General features: G+C 58.8%; 17 protein-coding genes. 4 read left to right on the top strand and 13 right to left on the bottom strand.

What is annotated here, in order from left to right:
- Positions 1-8: 8 nt before the first annotated feature.
- The 8 genes from BJ917_RS24010 to grpE all read right to left on the bottom strand — a co-directional run bounded on the left by BJ917_RS24010 (position 9) and on the right by grpE (position 10479).
- Positions 9-413: an MFS transporter gene (locus tag BJ917_RS24010; protein WP_096513514.1), complete on the bottom strand. Its 405-nt coding sequence runs from the start codon at positions 411-413 to the stop codon at positions 9-11.
- Between the two features lie 28 nt (positions 414-441).
- Positions 442-918: a transcription elongation factor GreA gene (gene greA / locus BJ917_RS24005; RefSeq protein ID WP_096515573.1), complete on the bottom strand. Its 477-nt coding sequence runs from the start codon at positions 916-918 to the stop codon at positions 442-444.
- A gap of 2 nt (positions 919-920) precedes the next feature.
- Positions 921-4142 carry a carbamoyl-phosphate synthase large subunit gene (carB, locus tag BJ917_RS24000; RefSeq protein WP_096513515.1) on the bottom strand — a complete coding sequence of 1074 codons (3222 nt, stop codon included), beginning with the start codon at positions 4140-4142 and terminating at the stop codon, positions 921-923.
- A 118-nt stretch (positions 4143-4260) separates the two neighbouring features.
- A complete protein-coding gene (gene carA, locus BJ917_RS23995) occupies positions 4261-5397 on the bottom strand; it encodes a glutamine-hydrolyzing carbamoyl-phosphate synthase small subunit (protein ID WP_096513516.1) in 1137 nt (378 codons plus the stop codon).
- 259 nt (positions 5398-5656) lie between these two features.
- Positions 5657-6460, bottom strand: coding sequence for a 4-hydroxy-tetrahydrodipicolinate reductase (gene dapB / locus BJ917_RS23990; RefSeq protein WP_121104926.1), 804 nt, complete (start codon positions 6458-6460; stop codon positions 5657-5659).
- A 10-nt stretch (positions 6461-6470) separates the two neighbouring features.
- Positions 6471-7595, bottom strand: coding sequence for a molecular chaperone DnaJ (gene dnaJ / locus BJ917_RS23985; protein ID WP_007973132.1), 1125 nt, complete (start codon positions 7593-7595; stop codon positions 6471-6473).
- A 298-nt stretch (positions 7596-7893) separates the two neighbouring features.
- A complete protein-coding gene (dnaK, locus tag BJ917_RS23980) occupies positions 7894-9810 on the bottom strand; it encodes a molecular chaperone DnaK (RefSeq protein WP_096513518.1) in 1917 nt (638 codons plus the stop codon).
- 102 nt (positions 9811-9912) lie between these two features.
- Positions 9913-10479 carry a nucleotide exchange factor GrpE gene (gene grpE, locus BJ917_RS23975; protein ID WP_077046411.1) on the bottom strand — a complete coding sequence of 189 codons (567 nt, stop codon included), beginning with the start codon at positions 10477-10479 and terminating at the stop codon, positions 9913-9915.
- Between the two features lie 241 nt (positions 10480-10720).
- Between grpE and recN the strand changes: the two genes are divergently transcribed.
- Positions 10721-12394 carry a DNA repair protein RecN gene (gene recN, locus BJ917_RS23970; RefSeq protein ID WP_121104924.1) on the top strand — a complete coding sequence of 558 codons (1674 nt, stop codon included), beginning with the start codon at positions 10721-10723 and terminating at the stop codon, positions 12392-12394.
- 76 nt (positions 12395-12470) lie between these two features.
- Here recN and fur read toward each other — a convergent pair whose 3' ends face one another.
- Entirely contained in the window at positions 12471-12875 is a 405-nt protein-coding gene (gene fur, locus BJ917_RS23965; RefSeq protein WP_003197684.1) for a ferric iron uptake transcriptional regulator, read from the bottom strand.
- A 97-nt stretch (positions 12876-12972) separates the two neighbouring features.
- On the opposite strand from fur, the gene BJ917_RS23960 reads away from it, so the two are divergent.
- The gene (locus BJ917_RS23960; protein WP_096513520.1) at positions 12973-13500 is read left to right on the top strand and encodes an outer membrane protein assembly factor BamE; all 528 of its coding nucleotides are present in this window, start codon (positions 12973-12975) and stop codon (positions 13498-13500) included.
- Positions 13501-13559: 59 nt separating this feature from the next.
- Here BJ917_RS23960 and BJ917_RS23955 read toward each other — a convergent pair whose 3' ends face one another.
- From BJ917_RS23955 to BJ917_RS23945, 3 genes are read right to left on the bottom strand one after another with little or no spacing between them, the layout of a single operon-like run.
- A complete protein-coding gene (locus tag BJ917_RS23955; RefSeq protein WP_121104922.1) occupies positions 13560-13868 on the bottom strand; it encodes an RnfH family protein in 309 nt (102 codons plus the stop codon).
- On the bottom strand, positions 13861-14295 hold the full coding sequence (locus BJ917_RS23950; protein ID WP_096513522.1) for a type II toxin-antitoxin system RatA family toxin: 435 nt from the start codon (positions 14293-14295) through the stop codon (positions 13861-13863). Before BJ917_RS23950 ends, BJ917_RS23955 begins: the two co-directional genes overlap by 8 nt.
- 7 nt (positions 14296-14302) lie before the next feature.
- Entirely contained in the window at positions 14303-15706 is a 1404-nt protein-coding gene (locus BJ917_RS23945) for a sodium-dependent transporter (protein WP_121104920.1), read from the bottom strand.
- A gap of 118 nt (positions 15707-15824) precedes the next feature.
- On the opposite strand from BJ917_RS23945, the gene smpB reads away from it, so the two are divergent.
- A complete protein-coding gene (smpB, locus tag BJ917_RS23940; RefSeq protein ID WP_018929470.1) occupies positions 15825-16307 on the top strand; it encodes an SsrA-binding protein SmpB in 483 nt (160 codons plus the stop codon).
- A 101-nt stretch (positions 16308-16408) separates the two neighbouring features.
- Here smpB and BJ917_RS23935 read toward each other — a convergent pair whose 3' ends face one another.
- The gene (locus tag BJ917_RS23935) at positions 16409-17176 is read right to left on the bottom strand and encodes a GntR family transcriptional regulator (RefSeq protein ID WP_096513524.1); all 768 of its coding nucleotides are present in this window, start codon (positions 17174-17176) and stop codon (positions 16409-16411) included.
- A gap of 262 nt (positions 17177-17438) precedes the next feature.
- On the opposite strand from BJ917_RS23935, the gene BJ917_RS23930 reads away from it, so the two are divergent.
- Entirely contained in the window at positions 17439-19133 is a 1695-nt protein-coding gene (locus BJ917_RS23930) for a lactate permease LctP family transporter (protein ID WP_096513525.1), read from the top strand.
- Positions 19134-19188: the final 55 nt, after the last annotated feature.

Raw genomic sequence — 19188 nt, 5'->3', positions numbered from 1 at the left:
GACAAGGGTCAAGGGTGTGCTTCGCGCACCCTGCCACTCCATCCCGGCACCGGCTGCAACACCAGCAGCAGCCCGGAAAAACCCAGGACAAGATAGCTGAATACCTGCCAACGCACTGCCTGCGGCCAACCGATACGCACCGCGAAGTACATCGCACACGCACACAGCGCCACCAACAACAGTTGCCCGCGAATATCCCGCCATAGACTGGCAAGGCCCTCGGCCTGAATCAGCACCAAAGCCTGAAAAACCACGCACGCTGCGGCAAATCCCACCATCAGCGCATTCAGCATGCCTGCGATTTCGTCGATCAGCAGCGGTGCCAGGCCAATTTTCCCCAGCACCGGCAGCAGACCGATATGCAACAGCCACAGACCGCCGACCCATAACATCTGGGCCAGCTGCCAAAGCACGGCACCCGCACGGAGCGGGCGCCTGCCTTTAGATGTGGCGAACTTCGACAATCTCGTACTCGATAACGCCACCTGGCGTTTTGACGGCGACCACATCTCCCTCTTCCTTGGCAATCAAGGCACGGGCAATGGGCGAGCCGACGGAGATCTTGCCGAGCTTGATGTCAGCTTCGTCTTCACCCACGATCTGGTACGTGACACTCTCATCTGTCTCGACGTTGGCGATCTCGACAGTCGTGCCGAAAATCACCTTACCGGTGTGAGGAATGGTCGTGACGTCGATGACCACCGCATTTTGCATGCGACCTTCGATGTCACGGATCCGCGCCTCGACCATACCCTGCTGCTCGCGAGCAGCGTGATATTCGGCGTTTTCCTTCAAGTCACCCAACTCGCGGGCCGTACCGATGTCCTGGCTGAGCTTCGGACGAACGACCTTGGTCAGGTGAGCGTGCTCTTCTTCCAGGGCGCGAGCGCCCTGAACAGTCATTGGGTACTTCGTTATGCTCATGCCTTCAATCCTGCGTGTAGATCCTGCAAGCGGCGCACGGTCTTCTCGGGACCGAACTTCAGTGCTTCGCAGATCGCTTCGCCAGCAGCAATGGTGGTGGTGCAGTAAATCTTGTGCTGCAGGGCATTGCGACGAATGGAATAGGAGTCAGCGATCGACTGGCGACCTTCGGTAGTGTTGATGATCAGAGTGACTTCATCATTCTTGATCATGTCGACCACGTGCGGACGACCCTCGGTCACCTTGTTCACGCGGCGCACTTTCAGACCTGCGGCTTCGATCAGCTTGGCAGTACCGGCAGTGGCAACCACTTCAAAGCCCAAGTTGATCAGATCACGGGCCACGCCTGCAACCAGTGGCTTGTCGTCGTCACGGACGCTGATGAACGCGGTACCACCGGTCGGCAGCACTTCGCTGGCGCCCATTTGCGCCTTGGCGAACGCTTCACCGAAGGTGTCACCCACACCCATCACTTCACCGGTGGACTTCATCTCTGGGCCGAGGATCGGGTCAACGCCAGGGAATTTGGCGAACGGGAACACCGCTTCTTTCACGCTGTAGAAATTCGGGATGATTTCCTTGGTGAAACCCAGCTCTTTCAGGGTTTTACCGGCCATCACGCGCGCTGCGATCATCGCCAGGGAAACACCGATGCACTTGGACACGAACGGTACGGTACGCGAAGCGCGCGGGTTGACTTCGATGACGTAGATGTCTTCGCCTTGCAGGGCCAACTGTACGTTCATCAGGCCGACCACACCCAGCTCCAGGGCCATTTTCTTGACCTGTTCGCGCATCTCGTCCTGGATGTGCGCAGGCAACGAGTACGGTGGCAGCGAGCACGCGGAGTCACCGGAGTGAACGCCGGCCTGCTCGATGTGCTGCATGATCGCGCCAATCACCACGTCCTTGCCGTCGCAGACCGCATCCACGTCCATTTCGATGGCGCAGTTGAGGAAGTGATCCAGCAGCACCGGGCTGTCGTTGGACACTTGAACCGCTTCACGCAGGTAGCGCTTGAGCTCTTCTTCTTCGTAAACGATTTCCATCGCACGACCGCCCAACACGTAGGACGGGCGCACCACCAGCGGATAACCGATCTTGGCAGCGGCACGAATCGCTTCGTCTTCGCTGCGTACGGTGGCGTTTGGCGGCTGACGCAGGTTCAGGCGCTGGACCATTTGCTGGAAGCGCTCGCGATCTTCGGCACGGTCAATGGCGTCAGGGCTGGTGCCGATGATCGGCACGCCGGCGGCTTCCAGGGCGCGAGCCAGTTTCAGCGGAGTCTGGCCGCCGTACTGGACGATCACGCCTTTTGGCTTCTCGACACGGACGATTTCCAGTACGTCTTCCAGGGTTACCGGCTCGAAGTACAGACGATCGGAGGTGTCGTAGTCTGTAGAAACGGTTTCCGGGTTGCAGTTGACCATGATGGTCTCGTAACCATCGTCACGCAGAGCCAGTGCAGCGTGTACGCAGCAGTAGTCGAACTCGATGCCCTGACCGATACGGTTCGGACCGCCGCCCAGGATCATGATTTTGTCGCGACCCGATGGTGCAGCTTCGCACTCTTCTTCGTACGTCGAGTACAGGTAAGCGGTGTCGGTAGCGAACTCGGCCGCGCAGGTATCGACGCGCTTGTAGACCGGGAACACTTCCAGCTTGTGGCGATGAGCACGCAGGCTCTTCTCGGTCACGCCCAGCAGCTTGGCCAGACGCTGATCGGAGAAGCCTTTGCGCTTGAGGCGGAACATCAGGTCACGATTGATGCTGGTCAGACCCAGGGTCTTGACCTTCTCTTCGTCCTTGATCAGATCTTCCATCTGCACCAGGAACCAAGGATCGATCATGGTCATGCCGAAGATATCTTCAACGCTCATGCCGGCGCGCATTGCATCCGCCACGTACCAGATACGCTCGGCGCCCGGCACGGTCAGCTCGCGCTTGAGGATGCTCATGCTTTCCGGGTTGCTCAGATCAACCTTCTCGTCCAGGCCGCAAACACCGACTTCCAGACCGCGCAGGGCTTTCTGCAGGGATTCCTGGAAGGTCCGGCCGATGGCCATGACTTCACCGACCGACTTCATTTGGGTGGTCAGGCGCGCGTCAGCCTTGGCAAATTTCTCGAAGGCGAAACGTGGCAGCTTGGTCACGACGTAGTCGATGGACGGCTCGAAAGACGCCGGGGTCTTGCCGCCGGTGATGTCGTTCGACAGTTCGTCCAGGGTGTAACCCACAGCCAGTTTGGCCGCGACCTTGGCGATCGGGAAACCGGTGGCTTTCGAAGCCAGCGCCGAGGAACGGGATACGCGCGGGTTCATCTCGATGACAACCATGCGACCAGTGTTCGGGCAGATACCGAACTGGACGTTGGAACCACCGGTTTCCACACCGATCTCGCGCAGTACCGCCAGGGAGGCGTTACGCAGGATCTGGTATTCCTTGTCGGTCAGGGTCTGTGCCGGCGCCACGGTGATCGAGTCACCGGTGTGCACGCCCATCGGGTCAAAGTTTTCGATGGAGCAGACGATGATGCAGTTGTCCTTCTTATCACGGACAACCTCCATCTCGTACTCTTTCCAGCCGATCAGCGATTCGTCGATCAGCAGCTCTTTGGTCGGCGACAGGTCCAGACCACGGGCGCAGATTTCTTCGAACTCTTCACGGTTGTAAGCGATACCGCCACCGGTGCCGCCCATGGTGAAGGACGGACGGATGATGCACGGGAAGCCCAGCTTCTCGAGGACCGCATTGGCCTCTTCCATGCTGTGGGCGATACCGGAGCGCGGGCACGCCAAGCCGATGGATTTCATCGCCTTGTCGAAACGCGAGCGGTCTTCAGCCTTGTCGATGGTGTCGGCGTTGGCACCGATCATTTCTACGCCGAACTTCTCCAGAACGCCTTCGCGCTCCAGGTCCAGGGCGCAGTTCAGAGCGGTCTGGCCGCCCATGGTCGGCAGCAGTGCGTCCGGACGTTCTTTCTCGATGATCTTGGCAACGGTTTGCCATTTGATCGGTTCGATGTAAGTGGCGTCGGCCATGGCCGGGTCGGTCATGATGGTGGCCGGGTTGGAGTTCACCAGGATGACGCGATAACCCTCTTCGCGCAGGGCTTTACAGGCCTGGGCGCCGGAGTAGTCGAATTCGCAGGCCTGGCCGATCACGATCGGGCCAGCGCCGAGAATCAGGATGCTTTTAATGTCTGTACGTTTTGGCATGGGTTTGTCACTCAAATCCGCAGGTCAGTCGGCAAGCCGTCTTGTTCAATCTCTGAAGACTTGAGGGGGCCGCCGGTGTCGGGACCGCCCTCAAGCTTTGCTACATCAGGGCGAGCGATCAGCGTCGCTTGGCCATCTCATTGATGAAGCGATCAAACAATGGCGCTACGTCGTTCGGGCCAGGGCTGGCTTCCGGGTGACCCTGGAAGCTGAAGGCGCTCTTGTCGGTCCGCTCGATACCTTGCAGGGTGCCGTCGAACAGCGATTTGTGGATCGCGCGGACGTTGGCTGGCAGGGTCTCTTCGTCAACCGCAAAACCGTGGTTCTGGCTGGTGATCATCACAACGCCGGTATCCAGGTCCTGGACCGGGTGGTTGGCACCGTGGTGGCCGTGGCCCATTTTCAGGGTCTTGGCACCGGAGGCCAGGGCGAGCAGTTGGTGACCGAGGCAGATACCGAACACCGGGATCTCGGTTTCCAGCACATCCTTGATCGCCTGGATCGCGTAGTCGCAAGGCTCCGGATCACCAGGACCGTTGGACAGGAACACGCCGTCCGGATTCAGTGCCAGCACATCAGCCGCAGGGGTTTGAGCAGGCACCACGGTCACGCGGCAACCACGCTCGACCAGCATGCGCAGGATGTTCACCTTGACGCCGTAGTCGTAGGCCACGACGTGATATGGCAGCTCAGACGCTTCGATGGTCGCGTGGCTGTCGGTTTTCAGGTCCCAGACCGTCGAGCGCCACTCGTAGGTGTCCTTGGTGCTGACGACTTTCGCCAGGTCCATGCCCTTGAGACCAGGAAAACCCTGGGCGGCGGCGATGGCGGCTTCTTCGGAAATGTTGTCACCGGCCATGATGCAGCCGTTTTGCGCACCTTTTTCACGCAGGATGCGCGTCAGGCGGCGGGTGTCGATACCAGCGATTGCCACAACATTGTTGGCTTTCAGGTAGTCGGACAAGGACATCGTGTTACGCCAGTTGCTCGCCACCAGTGGCAGGTCACGAATGACCAGGCCGGCAGACCAGACGCGGTTCGATTCGGCGTCTTCCGGCGTGGTACCGGTGTTGCCGATGTGCGGATAAGTCAGGGTAACGATCTGTTGGGCGTAGGAAGGATCGGTAAGGATTTCCTGATAGCCGGTCATTGCGGTGTTGAACACCACCTCACCAACGGTCTGACCGTCGGCTCCAATGGCTTCGCCGCGAAAAATGCTGCCATCAGCAAGGGCGAGTATGGCTGGCTTAGTCAAGAAGACCTCCCGTAAATAAAGCCTGAAAGGGCGATCGCAGGTTGTAAAAAAGCGGAGTGACGTATGGACACGTCACCCCGCTTCTTCACTGAATTATTCTGCGCGCTTTTAGTGGACACACTAAAGCTGTAGCTTACAGAAAAAGGCTTTTTTGGTCTACCGCCAATGAGCCCGAAAGGCCGGAGAATGCGACAGGTCGTCGCTTGGCGGAGTAAAACCGGGCTCAAACCTTGGGTTAGAGCCCGGTTTCGGGCGCATCTTAACGCAGGTCGAGCACGTCTTGCATGTCGTAGAGGCCAGGCTCACGCCCATCCAGCCACAACGCGGCACGTACCGCGCCCTTGGCAAAGGTCATGCGACTGGATGCCTTGTGAGTGATCTCGACACGCTCGCCATCGGCGGCGAACAGCACAGTGTGATCCCCGACGATGTCACCGGCGCGAACAGTGGCGAAACCGATTGTTTCGCGCTCACGAGCACCGGTCTGGCCCTCACGACCGTAAACCGCCACCTTCTTCAGGTCACGACCCAGTGCATCGGCAATCACTTCACCCATACGCACCGCCGTTCCCGACGGCGCATCGACTTTATGCCGATGGTGAGCTTCAGTGATCTCGATATCGACATCATCACCCAGCACTCGAGCAGCCGTGTCGAGCAGCTTCAGACAGAGGTTTACACCCACGCTGAAGTTGGCCGCGAAGACGATCGGGATATCTTTGCCCGCCTCGACCAGCAACTGCTTTTCTTCAACACTGAAACCGGTGGTGCCAATGATCATCGCCTTGCCGTGCTTGCGGCAGAAGGCGAGGTTCTTCAGGGTCACCGTCGGGTGCGTGAAATCGATCAACACATCGAATTCGTCAACGACACGATCCAGGTCACCGGACAATGGCACACCGATACGACCCAGCGCAGCCAGCTCACCGGCATCAGCGCCGACCAGCGTGCTGTCCGGACGATCCACCGCCGCCGTCAGACCCGCGCCCGGTGCTTGATGCACGGCTTCGATCAGGGTTTTGCCCATGCGCCCGGCGGCGCCCATCACAGCTATACGTCGCATGCCTGCCTCCTTACAAATCGCCGAAGAAGCGCTTCACGCCTTCGAACCAGCCCGTGGTTTTCGGTGAGTGGCTGTTGTCGTCCGCGAGCGAACTGCGGAACTCTTCCAGCATTTCGCGTTGACGACGGCTCAGGTTGACCGGCGTCTCAACCGCTACACGGCACATCAAGTCACCCGCACCGCCGCCACGCACAGGCGCAACGCCCTTGCCACGCACACGGAACTGCTTGCCGGTTTGAGTACCCTCAGGGATCTTCAGCTTGACCCGACCATCCAGGGTCGGAATCTCCAGCTCGCCACCCAGCGCCGCATCGACAAAGCTGATCGGCACTTCGCAGAACAGGTGCTTGCCGTCACGCTGGAAGATCGAGTGCTCGCGCACATTGATCACCACGTACAGGTCGCCTGTAGGCCCACCCTGAGCACCCGCCTCACCTTCGCCAGACAGGCGAATGCGGTCACCGGTATCGACGCCCGCCGGCACTTTCACCGACAGGGTCTTGTACTCTTCGACACGACCTTCGCCGTGGCAGGAATCGCACGGATCGGAAATGATCTTGCCCTGACCATGGCAGCGCGGGCAGGTCTGCTGCACCGAGAAGAAGCCTTGCTGCATGCGCACCTGGCCGATACCGCCACAGGTCGGGCAGGTGACCGGCGAGGAGCCTTTCTTGGCACCCGAGCCATCACATGGCTTGCAGTTGACCAGTGTCGGAACACGGATATTCACGGTCGTACCGCGCACCGCCTCTTCCAGATCCAGCTCCAGGGTGTAGCGCAAATCGCTGCCGCGCTGCGCGCCACCACGGGAACCACCGCGACCGCCACCGAAGAAGTCACTGAAGACATCGCCAAAGATGTCAGAGAAGTTCTGACCACCAAAACCGGCACCGCCGCCACCCATGCTCGGGTCGACGCCAGCATGGCCGTACTGGTCGTACGCCGCACGCTTGCTGGAATCGGACAGCACTTCGTAGGCCTCGTTGGCCTCCTTGAACATCTCTTCCGACGCTTTGTCATCGGGATTACGGTCCGGGTGGTGCTTCATCGCCAGGCGGCGGTAGGCCTTTTTCAGGTCCGCCTCGCTTGAGCCTCGCTCAACACCCAATACTTCGTAATAGTCACGCTTTGCCATATGTCTTCTGCACTCTTGAGGACGTTCGGCCAACCTCTCCTGAGCTTCGCCAAACTCGTTGAGCCCCAATACAGGCCCGGACCCAACTCACGTCAATTCAACGATCCTGGTCTTTGTTTCAATCTGGCACTTTCAGCTCGGAAAGCAGGAGCATTCCCGGCCATGCCACCAGCACCCGAACCTTGTCGCATGCTGTAAAAATTCGCGTGTTCCAGACACGCCAACGCGGGAGCAAGCTCCCGCGCGGCGACATCCTACCAGTCACCGCCCAAAGGCAGTCAACCGGCCGACCAACAACTTACTTGTGGTCTTTGACTTCTTCGAACTCGGCGTCGACAACGTCGTCAGCCTTTTCCGCCTTGTCGTCGTGCGGTGCCGCCCCTTCAGCAGGCTGAGCCTGTTCGGCGTACATCTTCTGAGCCACTGGCGCGGAGACCTTGGACAGCTCTTCAACCTTGGCTTCGATAGCGGCCTTGTCGTCGCCTTTTACAGCGGCTTCCAGGGCAACTACGGCAGCTTCGATTGCAGTCTTCTCTTCAGCGCTCACCTTGTCGCCAGCATCAGCGACCATTTTGCGCGTCGAGTGAACCAGTGCATCACCCTGGTTACGGGCAGCGGCCAGCTCTTCGAACTTGCGGTCTTCCTCGGCATTGGCCTCGGCATCACGCACCATGCGCTCGATTTCCTCGTCGGACAGACCGGAGTTGGCCTTGATCACGATCGACTGAGTCTTGCCGGTGGCTTTGTCTTTCGCACCTACGTGCAGGATGCCGTTGGCGTCGATGTCGAAGGTCACTTCGATCTGTGGCACGCCACGTGGCGCTGGTGGAATCTCGGCCAGGTCGAACTTGCCCAGGGACTTGTTCTGCGCCGCTTGCTTACGCTCACCTTGCAGCACGTGAATGGTCACGGCGCCCTGATTGTCGTCGGCAGTCGAGAACACTTGCGATTTCTTGGTAGGAATCGTGGTGTTTTTCTCGATCAGCGCGGTCATCACGCCACCCATGGTTTCGATACCCAGGGTCAGCGGGCTGACGTCCAGCAGCAGAACGTCTTTCACGTCACCGGCCAGAACGGCGCCCTGAATCGCAGCACCCATGGCAACGGCTTCGTCCGGGTTCACGTCTTTACGGGCTTCTTTACCGAAGAACTCGGTCACCAGCTTCTGAACCAGTGGCATACGGGTCTGACCGCCAACCAGGATCACGTCGTTGATCGAACCAACGTCGATACCGGAGTCTTTCAGCGCGATGCGGCATGGCTCGATGGTGCGTTGAACCAGGTCTTCTACCAGCGCTTCCAGCTTGGCGCGGGAGATTTTCACGTTCAAGTGCTTAGGACCGGTGGCATCTGCAGTGATGTACGGCAGGTTCACGTCGGTCGACTGAGCGGACGACAGCTCGATCTTGGCTTTTTCAGCGGCTTCTTTCAGGCGCTGCATCGCCAGCGGGTCACCCTTGAGGTTCATGCCGCTTTCTTTCTTGAACTCGTCGACGAGGTAGTCGATCAGACGAATGTCAAAGTCTTCACCACCCAGGAAGGTGTCGCCGTTGGTGGCCAACACTTCGAACTGGTGCTCACCGTCGACTTCAGCGATTTCGATCACGGAAACGTCGAAAGTACCGCCACCCAGGTCGTAAACGATCACGGTGTGGTCGCCCTTGGCCTTGTCCATACCGTAGGCCAGAGCGGCCGCGGTTGGTTCGTTGATGATACGTTTTACGTCCAGGCCCGCGATGCGGCCGGCGTCTTTAGTGGCTTGACGCTGGCTGTCGTTGAAGTAGGCCGGAACGGTAATCACCGCTTCGGTCACAGGCTCGCCGAGGTAGTCTTCGGCGGTCTTCTTCATTTTCTTCAGGATTTCAGCCGAGATTTGTGGCGGCGCCATTTTCTGGCCGTTCACTTCAACCCAGGCGTCGTTGTTGTCAGCCTTGACGATCTTGTAAGGGACCATCTGGATGTCTTTCTGTACCACTTCTTCTTCGAAACGACGACCGATCAGACGCTTCACCGCGTACAGGGTGTTGTGCGGATTGGTTACTGCCTGACGCTTGGCGGACTGGCCGACCAGGATTTCGCCATCGTTGGCGTAAGCGATGATCGACGGCGTGGTACGCGCGCCTTCGGCGTTTTCAATAACTTTTGCCTTGCCGTTTTCCAGCACGGAGACGCAGGAGTTGGTAGTCCCCAGGTCGATACCGATAATTTTGCCCATGTTCACTCTCCCGAAACTTTGGATTTGGTTGCCGCAGCAGTGGTGGCTAACTGCGGTAGCACTTAAACGCTTGACTTCTAAATGGGGGCCTTGCGGCTAATTTCAAGCCTGCTCATCAATGGAAGGCGAAACTGGCGCAGGCGCTTTGCTGACCACGACCATCGCCGGGCGCAGCAGGCGGCCATTGAGCTGATAGCCCTTTTGGAACACCTTGAGCACGCTGTTCGGCTCGAGGTCGGCGCTTTCCTGCATGGCCATTGCCTGATGCAGGACGGCGTTGAACGGTTCGCCATGCGGATCGATCGCTTCCAGCTGATAACGCTTCAGGGTGTCCTGGAACATTTTCAGGGTCAGCTCGATGCCCTCGCGCATTGGGCGGATGCTTTCGTCATCCGGGTTGGACAACTCCAGGCCACGCTCCAGGCTGTCGATGATCGGCAGCAAGTCGCCAGCAAATTTTTCCAGCGCGAATTTGTGAGCTTTTTCTACATCCTGCTCGGCACGACGGCGGACGTTCTGCAGATCGGCGGCCACACGCAAAGCTTGATCCTGCGCGCCTGCCAGTTGCTCTTCGAGCACTTGTACACGAGCCGCCAGGTCTTCACCCGAAGCCTCGGGCGCCTGGTTGGCGTCTGGGTTTTGCGTATCCACTGTCTGTTCGTCAGCCATAGAATTCTCCTTTCAAGATCGTCCGCGAGCCTGACTCGCGCTTCTGCCCAGCTATATGGGGCCGCAAAATCAACCTTCAAGGGGTGTCCACGCATTAACCCTACAAAAAACACCTGCATTGTCATTCCAGGGCGCACTAAGGATTTCGTCGGATCAAGCGAATCGAGCTAAAGGGGGGCATTGTCAGCCCGAAACAAAACACTGTATAAATAACCAGACCTAATGCCTGGGAGCGGCCTTTATGCTGGTGCACCTGTCCGTACATAACTACGCCATCGTTGAACATCTCGATCTCGAACTCGATCGCGGGATGAGCGTGATCACAGGAGAAACCGGCGCCGGCAAGTCGATCATGCTCGACGCGCTGGGCCTTACCCTTGGCGATCGCGCCGATAGCGGCGTTGTCCGTCCCGGCGCAGAAAAGGCCGACATCCTGGCGACCTTCGACCTGGTCGACATCCCGGAGGCCAGTGCCTGGCTCGCCGAACGTGACCTCGAGAACGATGGACCGTGCATCCTGCGCCGGGTGATCACGGCGGAAGGGCGCTCGCGCGGCTACATCAACGGCACGCCCTGCCCGCTGGGCGACCTCAAGGCACTGGGCGAACTGCTGATCGATATTCACAGCCAGCACGAACACCAATCCCTGCTCAAGACCGACACCCACCGCCGCCTGCTCGACGAGTATGCCGGCGCGACGGACCTTGCCCGCCAGGTATATCTGGCCGCCCAACGCTGGCGCCAGACGCGCCAGGAACTGGAACGGCTCTCCAATTCCGGTGACGAGCAGCGCGCTCGCCACCAACTGCTCAGCTACCAACTGGAAGAACTGGAAAACCTGGGTCTTGGCGACAATGAACTGGAACAACTCGAGCAGGAACACAAAAACCTGACCAACGCCGAAACCCTGCTGGGTATCTGCCGGCAAGTGGTCGAGCAATGCAGCGAAAGTGATTCAGGCAATGTGCTCAACGCGCTGACTGCCAGCCTCAACCGCCTGTCGAGCGTGAACAACTCGATCGGCGCACTGGGCGAGGCCAGTAGCCTGCTGACCAGCGCGCAGATCCAGGTGGAAGAAGCCGTCGGCGAGTTGAATCGCTTCCTCGACAACTTCGACGCCGACCCGTCGCGCCTTCAATATCTGGAGGAACGTCTCGATTCGATCTACACCCTGGCGCGCAAACACCGCATCCAGCCGACCGAAGTCGCCGAGATGCAGCAAAAGCTGCTGGATGAAATCGAAACCCTGAATGCCAATGATGAATCCATCGAGCGGCTGAGCGATGAGCTGTCTTCCTATGCCCGCCACTATCAGGAAAAGGCCCGCGAGCTAAGCGACTTGCGTCACCAGGCCTCGAGCAGCCTGGCCAGCGCCGTAGAACAGGAAATCCAGCGCCTGGGCATGCCCGGCGGTCGCTTCACCATCGAACTGCGCCCCAACAGCGGCGACGAACTGCTGCCTAACGGGCTCGAGCAGGTAGAGCTGCTGGTCAGCGCCAACCCGGGGCAACCGCTCAAAGCCCTGGCGAAAGTCGCATCGGGTGGTGAGCTGTCGCGGATCAGCCTGGCTATCCAGGTGATCACCGCACAAACCTCTCGCGTACCAACCCTGGTGTTCGACGAAGTGGACGTGGGCATTGGCGGTCCGACCGCAGAGATCGTCGGCCAGTTGCTGCGCAGACTTGGTGAGCGAGGGCAGGTACTGACCGTAACCCACTTGCCACAAGTAGCGGCGCAAGGTCATCAACATCTATTTGTGCACAAAGTACGAGGTGAGGATGCCACCCGAACTGCGGTTTCCAAATTGAGCAGGAACGATCGCGTCGAAGAGGTGGCTCGAATGCTGGGTGGCATCGATCTGACCAAGGAATCCCTGGCTCACGCCAAAAAAATGGTAGTAGCCGCAAAAGCTTGAGGTAGAGCAGAAAGCACGAAGGCGACCCTGGGGTCGCCTTCGTTCGTTTCGCGAACCTTGTGTTCGCGCGACATGCTTACTTTTTCTTGCGTACGTACAGCACCAGATTGTGATCAACCATCTCGAAGCCATACTTGTCGACGATTGCTTTCTGCAGGCGCTCGATTTCTTCGTCGAAGAATTCGATCACTTCACTGGTCTCGACGTTGACCATATGGTCGTGATGCTTGCCGTCGTCCAGCTCGAAAACCGCATGGCCTCCGTCGAAGTTGTGCCGCACCACAAGGCCAGCTGCCTCGAACTGAGTCAGTACACGGTAAACCGTGGCCAGACCGACGTCCTCGCCAGCCTCCATCAGTGCCTTGTAGACATCCTCGGCACTCATGTGGCGCTGCTCGGCGGAATCGAGCATTTGCAGAATTTTGACCCGTGGCAGGGTCACTTTGAGGCCGGCTTTGCGTAGTTCGCTATTTTCAACCATGGTCAGCTTTCTCGCGATGCTGCTTCGCAGCTTCTCTTAATGCGGGTATGATCGGCGTTTACGTTGTCCCAGCCAAGATAGTGGAAGTCGCCCACCGATGCAAAACACCAAGCTCTTGCTAACCAGTTTCACCTTTGTGGGACTGCTCGCACTCGCCGGTTGTTCATTCCCCGGGGTTTACAAAATCGACATCCAGCAGGGCAATGTCGTCACGCAGGACATGATAGACCAGTTACGCCCGGGAATGACCCGCAAGCAAGTACGGTTTATCATGGGCAACCCTCTGTTGACCGACACGTTCCATGCCGATCGCTGGGATTACCTGTACAGCCTGCAACCGGGGGGCGGTGAACGCCAACAGGAACGCATCAGCGTTATCTTCAACCCAAATGATCAACTTGTCAGCCTCTCCGGTGATTTCATGCCCGGCGTGAGCCGCGACGAGGCTATCCTCGGCAAGGACAGCGGCACTAACGTCACCGCACCGGCTGAAAAGGCCGAGCAGCCAAAACCGGAAAAACCAGTGAAACCGGGTTCGCTGCTGGATCAGATCCAGAAGGAAGTGGACGGTGTAGAAACTGTTCCAGTCCCGACACCAGAACCATTGGATACCAAGCCGCAATAATTTTCGACTCAATAAAAACCCGGCATGTCCGGGTTTTTTTTATCCGGCGTTTACTCGACTCACTGACTCCGAGCCTCGGCAGCCTTGGCCGCACGTAGCCGACGAACTTCCTTCGGATCCGCCAGCAACGGCCGGTAGACCTCGATACGATCCCCCGCCTGAACAGCGCGACTGTCCGGATCGGCGATCACCTTGCCGAAGACCCCCACGGGACACACCGCCAAATCCAGCTCAGGAAATGCTTTGCCAATACCGGATTGAAGCAATACCGCCCGAACGCTTGATCCTGGCGGTACTTGCACCGATAAAAGCACCTGACGATCAACGGCGGCATAGACCACCTCGACCTCGATCACGGCCTCAGCCATATATTTGCTTGGCCCGCTGGCAGAATGCATCCACCAGCGTATTGGCCGCCTGATTGAACAACGGTCCCAAGGTCGCGCGAACAATAGGCCCGGCATAATCGAACGAAAGGTCCAGGCTGATCTTGCAGGCCTTGTCGGTCAATGCCTTGAATACCCAATTGCCATGCAGTTGAGTGAATGGGCCTTCCTCAAGGTTCATCTCGATCGACTTCCCTGGAACCAGGGTATTGCGCGTCACGAAATGCTGGCTGAGTCCGCCCTTGGCCACGCCAACGCTGGCACGCATATGCTCGGGCGAGCTTTCCAGCACTTCGGCAGTAGAACACCACGGCAGAAACTCCGGGTATCGCGCCACGTCGTTGACCAGGTCATACAGGGCTTGTGCCGGATACGGCAGCAAGGCCGAACGTGAAATGTGTGTCGTCATGTCAGCGTCACTTCCACAGCTGGGCGGCAAACACTACAAGAATGCCGATGGGCGCCACATAGCGCATCAAGAACAAAGACAGGGCGAACAACGCAGGATGACGGATCGACAGTTCGTCGTGCACCGCTTCCCGCCTCATCACCCAGCCCGCAAACACCACGAAACACAAACCACCGAGTGGCAACATGATCCGCGAGGTAAAGAAATCGATCACACCGAAGAAATCCAGCCCGCCCGTAGCACCCCATTGATAGAGGTGGAACAAACCGCCTTCGCTCACGAAAAACCTGGCCTGCTTCCAGATATTGAAGGAAAACACCGTGCCCAGACCAACAAACCAACAGGTGAATGCCAGCCAGAAGGTCACCCAGGCGCGCCTGATTTTTGTCCGCTCGACCAGGTAAGCCACCATCGGCTCGAGCAGCGAGATCGCCGAACTCCAGGCTGCAATCGCTACCAGCACGAAGAACACTACGCCCATCAACTGACCGAATGCTACGTTACCGAAGGCAAACGGCAGGCTCACAAACATCAGCCCAGGCCCTTCGCTCGGGTTCAGACCCGCAGCGAACACAATCGGAAACAATGCCAGGCCGGCCACCAGGGAAACAAAAGTATCGAGCAGCGCCACACCGACGATGGTCCCGGAAATCGACGAGTTCTTCGGCATGTAGGCACCGTAGATCATGATCGACCCCACGCCCACGCTCAGGGAAAAGAACGCGTGCCCCATGGCCGGCAATAAGCCGTCGAGGACTTTTTCCGGATGGAAGTCGAACATGAAATGCACGCCCTCCATGAAATATCCGGTGGTCATGCTGTAGCCCAGCAACACAATCACCATCACGAACAGCATCGGCATCATGACTCGCAGGCTGCGCTCAAGCCCGGCGACCACCCCCTTGGCGATCACAACCACCGACAGCAGCATGAAAATCGTGTGCCAAAGTGTCAGGCGCCACGGGTCGGCAATGACACTGCCAAAGTACGCCCCCACCTGCTCCGGTGTCGCACCCTGGAAGTCGCCACGCCCCATATCGATGATGTAATCGAGCGACCAGCCGCCGACCACACTGTAGAAAGACAGGATCAGTAACGCCGTGATCATCCCGGCAAAGGCGCCCCAGGACCATTTGGCCGAATGTCCGGCTTCCAGCGCCAACACTTTCAAGGCGTTGGCCGGACTTTGCCTGGCACGCCGACCGATCAAGGTTTCCGCCAACATGACCGGAATGCCGATCAGTGCGATACACGCCAGAAACATCAGCACAAAAGCGCCGCCGCCATAGACGCCGACCATATAAGGGAACTTCCAGATGCTGCCCAGCCCCACGGCCGAACCGGTCGCGGCGAGTATGAAAACCCAGCGGCTAGCCCAACTGCCGTGGACAGAAACCTTGTCTGTCGACATCGATATTACGACCAAGCGTTCAAAAAAGAGCGCGCATTGTCCGGGATTCAATCAACCTGCTCAAGCACGCAGCATCACCGTAGCCGACTCGCTTGCAACTCCCTATAATGCCGCCCCTATGGCTAAACAGAAGAAACACCCCACAGGGACCATCGCGCAAAATAAAAAGGCGCGACACGATTACTTCATCGAGCATCGGTTCGAGGCTGGTCTGGTCCTGGCCGGCTGGGAAGTAAAAAGTTTGCGGGCAAGCAAGCTGCAACTGGTTGACAGTTATGTACTGCTCAAGGACGGCGAAGCCTGGCTGCTCGGCAGCCACATCACGCCGCTGACGACGGCCAGTACCCACGTCATTGCCGATCCGACCCGCACCCGAAAATTGCTGCTCAACCGGCGCGAGCTGGAAAAGCTGGCCGCCGCCGTACAGCAGAAGGGTTACGCCTGCGTCTGCCTGTCCTGGTACTGGAGCAAGCACATGGTCAAGTGCGAGATCGCTCTGGGCAAGGGCAAGAAGGAATACGACAAGCGAGATACCGAGCGCGAACGCGACGCCGGCCGCGAGTTGCAGCGCGCGGTGCGGAACAAGGGCAAAGAGGACTAACGTCTCTTCTTACCTCTTCGCGGGCAAGCCTCGCCCCCACAGATGCGCCCGTCTGTAGGAGCGAGGCTTGCCCGCGAATGCTTCAACGCAACTCAAACTGACTACATCCCCTTGCGCCGCTCCGCCCGGGCCATGCGCTGCACTTCCTGACGCACCTCTTCCAGCACTTCCTGCACATACAGGATGTGACGGCTGGAGACTTCCCGCGCCTCCTCCGCCCGGCCCTCGATAATCGCCAGATACAATTCCCGGTGCTGCGTGATCAGCATGTCGCGGGTTTCAGTACGCTGCTTGTACATGCCGCCAATGTTGGTCACCACATTGCGCTTGAGCAGGTCGAACAAGCCACGAATGGTGTGCAGTAGCACCGCGTTGTGACTGGCTTCGGCAATCGCCAGATGGAATTTCGCATCCGCCGCGCCCTCTTCCGCCCGACTGACTTCATCGTGCCGTGAGTAACAGTCCTGCAATTCGTTGAACGCCGCGGTCAGTCGCTCGCGATCAACATCCGTGGCGCGCAATGCAGCGTAATAAGCGCAGGACGCTTCCAGCGTGTGCCGAAATTCCAGCAGATCACGCTGGGCCTCGGGATTGCTTTCCAGCAATTGCAGCAGTGGATCGCTGAAGGTCGTGCCCAGCGATTCCACCACATAATTACCGCCGCCCTGGCGACTGACCAGCAAACCCTTGGCAACCAGTTTCTGAATCGCTTCGCGCAACGAAGGACGCGATACACCGAACTGCTCGGCCAATGCCCGCTCCGCCGGCAGGCGTTCACCCGCCTTCAGCGTGCCCTCGAGGATCATGCCCTCCAGCTGCTCGACAATATCGTCAGACAAACGGCGCTGACGAATCTGATCAAAGCCCATAACTCGATTTCTCCACGACCCGACGGCTCGCCGGGGCTCTATTCTGGCCCATTCGCCGCGCGTCGGCACCTGTCGGTAAGCAATTACCCGTGCGCCCCGGATGCTCTAATGGATCACGCATTCGACAAAAGTTTTAGGGCGGCAAATTGACACACCGCCTACAAGGCTTTTACCCTAGCCAACAGCGATTGTAAATTGGTATTACCAATTATCCAAGAACGCTGATCAGTGCCTGACCAACAACAATTAGGGGCCACCCCATATGCAAACCTGGCAACAGCTCTACAGCCCTCTCGGCAGCCTCGGTTTATCCGCGCTCGCAGCCGTCATTCCCATCGTGTTTTTCTTTCTGGCCCTGGCCGTGTTCCGCCTGAAAGGGCACGTGGCCGGCAGCATCACACTGGCCTTGTCGATTTTGGTGGCAATCTTTGCCTTCCAGATGCCGGTGGACATGGCATTCGCTGCCGCCGGATATGGCTTCGCCTATGGCTTGTGGCCGATTGCCTGGATCATCGTGGCGGCCGTGTTCCTCTACAAGCTGACGGTCAAGAGTGGCCAGTTCGAAGTGATCCGCAGCTCAGTGCTGTCGATTACCGACGACCAGCGCCTGCAAGTGCTGCTGATCGGCTTTTGCTTCGGCGCCTTCCTCGAAGGTGCAGCCGGCTTCGGTGCGCCGGTGGCGATTACCGCCGCACTGCTGGTAGGGCTGGGCTTCAACCCGCTGTACGCCGCCGGCTTGTGCCTGATCGCGAACACGGCCCCCGTCGCGTTCGGCGCCCTGGGCATTCCGATCATCGTGGCCGGGCAGGTGACCGGTATCGACGCGTTCAAGATCGGCGCCATGGCCGGCCGCCAGCTGCCGCTGCTGTCGCTATTCGTACCGTTCTGGCTGGTGTTCATGATGGATGGCCTGCGTGGCGTCCGCGAGACATGGCCCGCCGCACTGGTGGCCGGCTTGAGCTTTGCCGTGACCCAGTACTTCACCTCGAACTTCATTGGCCCGGAACTGCCTGACATCACGTCGGCCCTCGTCAGCCTGGTTTCCCTGACGCTGTTCCTGAAAATCTGGCAGCCGAAACGTGCCGCCGGCCAACACATCGTCGGTGCCGTCTCCGCTTCCGTCGTGAGTGCCAGCGCCGGTGGCTTCGGCCAGAAGCGCAGCACCGTGGCTTCGCCCTACAGCCTGGGGGAAATTTTCAAGGCCTGGTCGCCGTTCCTGATCCTCACCGTGCTGGTCACTATCTGGACCCTGAAACCATTCAAGGCGATGTTTGCCGCCGGCGGTTCGATGTACAGCTGGGTGTTCAACTTCGCCATACCGCATCTGGACCAGATGGTGATCAAGGTTGCGCCGATTGTTGCCGCACCGACTGCCATTCCGGCGGTGTTCAAGCTTGATCCGATTTCCGCGACCGGTACGGCGATTTTCTTCTCGGCGCTGATCTCGATGCTGATCCTGAAGATCAACATAAAAACTGGTCTGACCACTTTAAAAGAAACCTTCTACGAACTGCGCTGGCCGATTCTGTCCATCGGCATGGTGCTGGCCTTCGCCTTCGTCACCAACTACTCGGGCATGTCCTCGACCATGGCCCTGGTGTTGGCAGCCACCGGCGCAGCTTTCCCGTTCTTCTCGCCGTTCCTCGGTTGGCTGGGCGTGTTCCTGACCGGCTCTGATACCTCGTCCAATGCACTGTTCAGTTCGTTGCAAGCGACGACTGCGCACCAGATCGGTGTCAATGACACCTTGCTGGTGGCGGCGAATACCAGCGGCGGGGTGACCGGCAAGATGATCTCGCCACAATCGATCGCCGTGGCCTGCGCCGCGACCGGCCTGGTGGGCAAGGAATCGGATCTGTTCCGCTTCACGCTCAAGCACAGCCTGTTCTTCGCCACCATCGTCGGCCTGATCACCCTGGCTCAGGCCTACTGGTTCACCGGCATGCTGGTGCACTGAGTCCTACAGCCAATCTGAAAAAACCGACGCCGGACCACCACTTCGGCGTCAGCAA

It is taken from the genome of Pseudomonas sp. WPR_5_2, from assembly GCF_003634475.1.
Taxonomy (GTDB): Bacteria; Pseudomonadota; Gammaproteobacteria; order Pseudomonadales; family Pseudomonadaceae; genus Aquipseudomonas; species Aquipseudomonas izuensis.
This window is presented reverse-complemented; position numbering and strand designations above follow the sequence as displayed.

Bases quoted from the DNA above. Each gene is read 5' to 3' on its own strand.
- BJ917_RS23955 (WP_121104922.1), bottom strand. From the start codon at position 13,868: ATGGCTGAGGCCGTGATCGAGGTCGAGGTGGTCTATGCCGCCGTTGAT.
- grpE (WP_077046411.1), bottom strand. From the start codon at position 10,479: ATGGCTGACGAACAGACAGTGGATACGCAAAACCCAGACGCCAACCAG.
- carB (WP_096513515.1), bottom strand. From the start codon at position 4,142: ATGCCAAAACGTACAGACATTAAAAGCATCCTGATTCTCGGCGCTGGC.
- fur (WP_003197684.1), bottom strand. From the start codon at position 12,875: ATGGTTGAAAATAGCGAACTACGCAAAGCCGGCCTCAAAGTGACCCTG.
- recN (WP_121104924.1), top strand. From the start codon at position 10,721: ATGCTGGTGCACCTGTCCGTACATAACTACGCCATCGTTGAACATCTC.
- BJ917_RS23945 (WP_121104920.1), bottom strand. From the start codon at position 15,706: ATGTCGACAGACAAGGTTTCTGTCCACGGCAGTTGGGCTAGCCGCTGG.
- BJ917_RS23960 (WP_096513520.1), top strand. From the start codon at position 12,973: ATGCAAAACACCAAGCTCTTGCTAACCAGTTTCACCTTTGTGGGACTG.
- BJ917_RS23935 (WP_096513524.1), bottom strand. From the start codon at position 17,176: ATGGGCTTTGATCAGATTCGTCAGCGCCGTTTGTCTGACGATATTGTC.
- smpB (WP_018929470.1), top strand. From the start codon at position 15,825: ATGGCTAAACAGAAGAAACACCCCACAGGGACCATCGCGCAAAATAAA.
- BJ917_RS23950 (WP_096513522.1), bottom strand. From the start codon at position 14,295: ATGACGACACACATTTCACGTTCGGCCTTGCTGCCGTATCCGGCACAA.
- dnaK (WP_096513518.1), bottom strand. From the start codon at position 9,810: ATGGGCAAAATTATCGGTATCGACCTGGGGACTACCAACTCCTGCGTC.
- dnaJ (WP_007973132.1), bottom strand. From the start codon at position 7,595: ATGGCAAAGCGTGACTATTACGAAGTATTGGGTGTTGAGCGAGGCTCA.
- BJ917_RS23930 (WP_096513525.1), top strand. From the start codon at position 17,439: ATGCAAACCTGGCAACAGCTCTACAGCCCTCTCGGCAGCCTCGGTTTA.
- dapB (WP_121104926.1), bottom strand. From the start codon at position 6,460: ATGCGACGTATAGCTGTGATGGGCGCCGCCGGGCGCATGGGCAAAACC.